Here is a 5,436-nt window from a genome sequence, read left to right on the forward strand (position 1 = left end):
CCCCGGAAGAGGTCGCGCCGCGACATCATGGATTTCCGCACACCCTCGATCACGCAGGCATGGCACATGACGATTCCTCCTTGCTGATGCTCCGGTTCTCGCGCCCGGGCTGCGGCTGCGAGCCTAGCAGAGCGGCCCAGAGCCCGCGCGGGGTTTTTTCGCCGGCGCCGGCGTGGTGGCGATGGAAAGCCGGCGCGGAACGCGCTACGGCAGGACCATGACCCGGATCACCCTGCGCCGCCCCGACGACATGCACCTCCACCTGCGCGACGGCGCGATGCTGCAGGCCGTGCTGCCGGAAAGCGCCCGCCACTTCGCCCGCGCCATCGTCATGCCGAATCTCGTGCCGCCTGTGGTGACGGGCGCCGAGGCGGCCGCCTACCGCGACCGCATCCTCGCCGCCCTCCCCGAAGGCATGAGGTTCGACCCGCTGATGACACTCTACCTGACCGAGGCGACTGACCCCGAGGACGTCGCCGCCGCGGCGGCCTCCGGCCTCGTGAAGGCGGTGAAGCTCTACCCGGCCGGCGCCACGACCAATTCGCAGTCCGGCGTGCGCGATTTCGACAAGGTGCGCGGGGTCCTCGAAAGGATGGCCGGGATCGGCCTGCCGCTCTGCGTCCATGGCGAGGTGTCAGACCCCGCCGTCGACATCTTCGACCGCGAGGCGGTCTTCATCGACCGCGTGCTCGACCCGATCCGGCGCGCCACGCCGGGCCTCCGGGTGGTGATGGAGCACATCACCACCAGGGAGGGCGTGGACTACGTCCGGTCGGGCAGCGGCGACCTCGGCGGGACGATCACGACGCACCACCTCGTCATCAACCGCAACCACATCCTCGCCGGCGGCATCCGGCCGCATTACTACTGCCTGCCGGTCGCCAAGCGCGAGACGCACCGCCTCGCGCTTCGCGCCGCCGCCGTCTCGGGCGATCCGCGCTTCTTCCTCGGTACCGATTCGGCGCCCCACCCCGATCACCTGAAGGAACATGCCTGCGGCTGCGCGGGCTGTTTCACCGCGACCAACACGATGTCCGTCCTCGCCCATGTCTTCGAGGAGGAGGGCGCGCTCGACCGGCTGGAGGCCTTCACCAGCGCGAACGGCGCGGCCTTCTACCGGCTCGCGCCGAACGGCGGCACGATCACGCTGGAAAAGCGCGGCTCCGCCGCCGTCTGGCCGGACAAGATCACCGGAGGTGCCGGCCCCGTGACGGTTTTCAACCCGGGGTTTCCGGTCTATTGGCATGTGACAACGTAAGCCTTTCATCTTGCCCGAAATACCTCCGCCGGAGGCTCCCGGCCCAGGCGCCGGACGCTCCGCGGGAGGTATTTGCGGCAAGATGAAAGCAGAAGAGGAAACGACATGATCCCGAGCGCCTTCCCGCCGAAAGAAGAGATCGCCCGCCTGACGGCGCGGATGCTGCTGGAGATCAGGGCGGTGCATTTCAATGCGGCCGAGCCCTTCACGCTCGCCTCCGGCCTGCCCTCGCCCACCTACATCGACTGCCGCAAGCTCATCTCCTTCCCCCGCATCCGCTCCACGCTGATGGATTTCCTCGCCGTCACGGTGATGCGCGAGGCGGGCTTCGAGGCCTTCGACAACATCGCGGGCGGCGAGACGGCCGGCATTCCCTTCGCCGCGATGGTGGCCGAAAGGCTGGCGCTGCCGATGACCTATGTGCGCAAGAAGCCGAAGGGCTACGGCCGTAACGCCCGCATCGAGGGGGTGATGAGCGAGGCGAGCCGTGTGCTGCTGGTGGAAGACCTGACGACCGACGGCGGCTCGAAGCTGAGCTTCGTGGACGCGATCCGCGACACCGGGGCGAGCTGTGGCCATACGGCAGTGATTTTCTACTACGGCATCTTCCCCGAGACGGTCGAGACGCTCGGCCGGCACGGGGTGAAGCTGCACTACCTCTGCACCTGGTGGGACGTGCTGGCGGAGGCGCGCGAATCGGAAGCCTTCGACCGGGCGACACTCGACGAGGTCGAAGCCTTCCTGACCTCTCCGCGCCCCTGGCAGGCCGCGCGGTCCAGGACCTGACGCCACGTCGGCGGGACGTGGCCGCAACCGCAGGACAATACTCCGACAAGATATTGACAGCGGCACGCCGGATACCCCACCATCTGGCGGTTTCGCGCTTATCCACCGGTCATCCACAGCGATATACAATTTGCGCCGGCGGCCCGGATGGAGCATATCCCATCGCCGACGACGGGGGACAGAATGACAGAAGTCGCAACGATCCGGGCGGTCAAGGTCGGCCCGGAAACGGACATGCTTCCGCACAGCATCGAGGCCGAGCAGCAGCTTCTCGGCGCGATCCTGACCAACAACGACATCTACGACCGGATCGCCGCGCTGGTGAAGGCCGAGCATTTCTTCGAGCCCGTGCACCAGCACATCTTCCAGATCGCGGTGGCGCGGATCCAGCGCAACGCGCTCGCATCGCCGGTGACGCTCAAGGCCTATCTCGAAGATGACGAAGGGCTCAAGGGGCTGGGCGGGCCGGCGTACCTCGCCCGGATCGCCGGTGCCGCGATCTCGGCCTACGCAGCGCGCGACTATGCGCAGATGATCTATGAGCTCGCCGTGCGGCGGGAGCTGATGCGGCTCGGCCAGGACATCACCGACCGCGCCCGCAAGGTCGAGGTGGACAACGATCCCAAGGAGCAGATCATCGAGGCCGAGCAGCGGCTCTATACGCTTGCCGAACAGGGCACGGCGGAGAAGGGCTTCGTCTCGTTCCTGAAGGCGACGACGGAGGCGGTGCAGACCGCGCTCGCCGCCTACCAGCGGGACGGCGAGCTGTCCGGGATGTCGACCGGCCTCATCGACATGGACAAGAAGCTCGGCGGGCTGCACCCCTCCGACCTGCTGATCCTCGCCGGGCGCCCCTCGATGGGCAAGACCTCGCTCGCGACCAACATCGCCTTCAACATCGCCAAGGCCCACAGGCGAGGCACACGTCCGGACGGCACCGAGGGCGCGGTGAACGGCGGCGTGGTGGGATTCTTCTCGCTCGAGATGTCGGCCGAACAACTCGCCGCGCGCATCCTCTCGGAAGCCTCGGAGGTGCCCTCGGAACAGATCCGCCGCGGCGACATGACCGAGGCCGAGTTCCGCCGCTTCGTCGAGGCCGCGAAGGCGCTCGAGACCTGCCCGCTCTACATCGACGACACGCCGGCGCTGACCATCAGCCAGGTCGCAGCGCGCTGCCGCCGGCTGAAGCGCACGCACGGGCTCGACGTCGTCTTCGTCGACTACCTCCAGCTTCTGCGCGGCACCGGCAAGGGCGACAACAGGGTCCAGGAGATCGCGGAGATCTCGATGGGTCTCAAGGCCCTGGCGAAGGAACTTTCGATCCCGGTCGTCGCTCTCTCGCAGCTTTCCCGCCAGGTCGAGAGCCGCGAGGACAAGCGGCCGCAACTCAGCGACCTGCGCGAGTCCGGCTCGATCGAGCAGGACGCCGACGTCGTCATGTTCGTCTTCCGCGAGGAATACTACCGCGAGCGCGAGAAGCCCGGCGATCATGATCTCGAAGGCATGGCCAAGTGGCAGGAGATCATGGAGCAGGTCCACGGGCGTGCCGAGGTCATCATCGGCAAGCAGCGCCACGGGCCCATCGGGACGGTGGAACTCAGCTTCGAGGGCCGGTTCACCCGCTTCGGCAATCTCGTGAGACCCTGGCAGCAGGTCGAAGAGGCCTTCTGACCCGCGCCGCGCGCGAAAGTGACTGGACAGGCGCCGCCGCGCGCCGGACCCTTGCTCATGCGCTTCGCACTTCTCCTTCTCGCGGCCCTTGCCGTGCTGGCCCCCGGCGCGCGGGCCGAGGAGGTCGATCTGGAGCTTCTGCTCCTCGTCGATGTCTCCCGCTCCATGTCGCCAGCCGAACTGGAAATCCAGCGGCGTGGCTATGCCGAGGCGCTGATGAGCGACGCGGTGGCTGCCGCGCTCGGCCGGACGATGACGGGACGGATCGCGCTCGCCTACGTCGAATGGGCCGGCGAACATCGGCAGACGATCGTGCGCGACTGGACGCTGATCGAGGGGCGCGACGACCTCGACGCCTTCGCTGCGACGCTTCTCGACACGCACACGGTCACGCAAAGCCGCACCTCCATCGCCTCGGCACTGCGCGAGGGTGCCTTCCTCATCGGCGCGAACGCGTTCGAGGGGCTCCGCCGCGTCATTGACATCTCGGGCGACGGGCCCAACAACCAGGGCGGCCTCGTGACCCTCGCCCGCGACGAGGTCTTGGCCGAGGGCATCACGATCAACGGCCTGCCGTTGATGACCTATGACGCGCGGGGCGCCGCCTGGCGGCTCGACGACCTCGACATCTACTATGCCCGCTGCGTCATCGGCGGACCCGGCGCCTTCGTCGTGCCGGTGACCGACTGGCGGGATTTCACTGCCGCCGTCACCCGCAAGCTCGTGCTCGAGATCGCCGGCGCACCCGTCGAGCGGCTGATCCGCATCCAGGCCGAGCCGCCCTACGACTGCGAGATCGGCGAGAAGATCTGGCAGCGGAACCGGAACTTCGACGTCCTTCCGTGAGCGCCTGCAAAGCGCTTGCCTCCGCCCGGCGTGCCTGCCAAAAGACCGGCCATGGCGCAGGCAGTCCTCACCATCGACCTCGACGCGGTCACCGCCAACTGGCGTGCGCTGGCGACCCTTGGCCATGCCGAGGCAGGCGCGGTGGTGAAGGCCGATGCCTACGGGCTGGGCGCGGACCGCGTCGCCCGCGCGCTCGCAAGCGCCGGGGCCCGCCGTTTCTTCGTCGCCGAGGCGGCCGAAGGCGCCCGCCTGCGCGCGACGCTGGGACCCGGGCCGGAAATCCTCGTCTTCACCGGCCACATGGCGGGCGATGCCGAAGCGCTCGCCGCTGCACGCCTGGTTCCGATGCTCAACTCGCCCGAACAGGCGCGCCGGCATCTCGACGCCCTGCCGGGCCATCCGTTCGGCGTGCAGCTCGATACCGGCATGAACCGCCTGGGGATGGAAGAAGCCGACTGGCGCGCGCTGGCGCCCGGCCTTCTCGCCGGCGGGCCGAGGGTGCTGATGTCGCACCTCGCCTGCGCCGACGAACCGGATCATCCGATGAACGCGGCGCAGTTACAGAACTTCCGCCGCATGACCGGCGGCACGGGTATCCCGCGCTCCCTCGCGGCGACGGGCGGCATCCTCCTCGGACCCGACTACCATTTCGAGATCACGCGTCCCGGCGTCGGCCTCTATGGCGGCGCCCCCTTTGCCGAGGCGCGCCCCGTGGCGCGGCTGTCGCTGCCGGTGGTGCAGGTCCGCGGCGTGGCGCCGGGCGAGACCGTGGGCTACGGCAACAGCTGGACCGCGACCCGCCCCGCGCGCATCGCCACCCTCGCCGCCGGCTATGCCGACGGCCTCTTCCGGTCGATGTCGGAGCGCGCGAAGGT

Annotated in this window: 5 protein-coding genes; all 5 read left to right on the forward strand. The window is 68.7% G+C overall.

Annotation, left to right across the window (positions count from 1 at the left end):
* Positions 1-217: 217 nt before the first annotated feature.
* Positions 218-1,258: a dihydroorotase gene (gene pyrC, locus F9K34_RS16635; protein ID WP_291338235.1), complete on the forward strand. Its 1,041-nt coding sequence runs from the start codon at positions 218-220 to the stop codon at positions 1,256-1,258.
* Between the two features lie 105 nt (positions 1,259-1,363).
* Complete coding sequence (locus F9K34_RS16640) at positions 1,364-2,044, forward strand: orotate phosphoribosyltransferase (protein WP_291338236.1); 681 nt, start codon at positions 1,364-1,366, stop codon at positions 2,042-2,044.
* 183 nt (positions 2,045-2,227) lie between these two features.
* Positions 2,228-3,715 carry a replicative DNA helicase gene (locus F9K34_RS16645; protein ID WP_291338237.1) on the forward strand — a complete coding sequence of 496 codons (1,488 nt, stop codon included), beginning with the start codon at positions 2,228-2,230 and terminating at the stop codon, positions 3,713-3,715.
* Between the two features lie 57 nt (positions 3,716-3,772).
* Positions 3,773-4,561 (forward strand): DUF1194 domain-containing protein, encoded by a 789-nt coding sequence (locus tag F9K34_RS16650; RefSeq protein ID WP_291338238.1) that lies wholly within the window; start codon positions 3,773-3,775, stop codon positions 4,559-4,561.
* Positions 4,562-4,612: 51 nt separating this feature from the next.
* The coding region (locus F9K34_RS16655; protein WP_291338239.1) for an alanine racemase at positions 4,613-5,436 on the forward strand (824 nt) is incomplete at its 3' end.

This window comes from Albidovulum sp., assembly GCF_008933605.1.
Taxonomy (GTDB): domain Bacteria; phylum Pseudomonadota; class Alphaproteobacteria; order Rhodobacterales; family Rhodobacteraceae; genus Albidovulum.

Bases quoted from the DNA above. Each gene is read 5' to 3' on its own strand.
- pyrC (WP_291338235.1), top strand. From the start codon at position 218: ATGACCCGGATCACCCTGCGCCGCCCCGACGACATGCACCTCCACCTG.
- F9K34_RS16640 (WP_291338236.1), top strand. From the start codon at position 1,364: ATGATCCCGAGCGCCTTCCCGCCGAAAGAAGAGATCGCCCGCCTGACG.
- F9K34_RS16645 (WP_291338237.1), top strand. From the start codon at position 2,228: ATGACAGAAGTCGCAACGATCCGGGCGGTCAAGGTCGGCCCGGAAACG.
- F9K34_RS16650 (WP_291338238.1), top strand. From the start codon at position 3,773: ATGCGCTTCGCACTTCTCCTTCTCGCGGCCCTTGCCGTGCTGGCCCCC.